Genomic DNA, 365 nt, shown 5'->3' with positions numbered 1-365 from the left:
CGCCTTCAAGTCCCGGTTGGTGGCGGCCACCACGCGCACGCGGACGGTCAGTGTTTCCTCGCCCCCGACCCGCTCGAAGGCGCCGGTCTGCAAAACCCGCAAGAGTTTCGCCTGGAGGTCGATTCCGAGTTCGCCGACTTCGTCGAGGAAGAGGGTGCCGCCGTCGGCCTGCTCGAACCGGCCCCTTCGGCGGGCGAACGCCCCGGTGAACGCGCCGCGTTCATGCCCGAACAATTCGCTCTCCATCAACGCCGGGCTGAGGGCCGCGCAATTTACCTTCACGAACGGCCCGGCCGCCCGGCCGGAGTTGCGGTGGACGGCGACGGCCACCAGTTCTTTCCCCGTGCCGCTTTCGCCCAGCGCCA

General features: G+C 69.0%; 1 protein-coding gene. It reads right to left on the bottom strand.

The genetic code is table 11. The annotated features are described in order from the left end of the window. Positions 1-365, bottom strand: a 365-nt coding sequence (locus tag BGIM_RS66900) for a sigma-54 factor interaction domain-containing protein (protein WP_238537505.1), incomplete at both ends; no start/stop codon positions are given.

The sequence above is a fragment of the Zavarzinella formosa DSM 19928 genome (assembly GCF_000255705.1).
GTDB classification, from domain to species: domain Bacteria; phylum Planctomycetota; class Planctomycetia; order Gemmatales; family Gemmataceae; genus Zavarzinella; species Zavarzinella formosa.
This window is presented reverse-complemented; position numbering and strand designations above follow the sequence as displayed.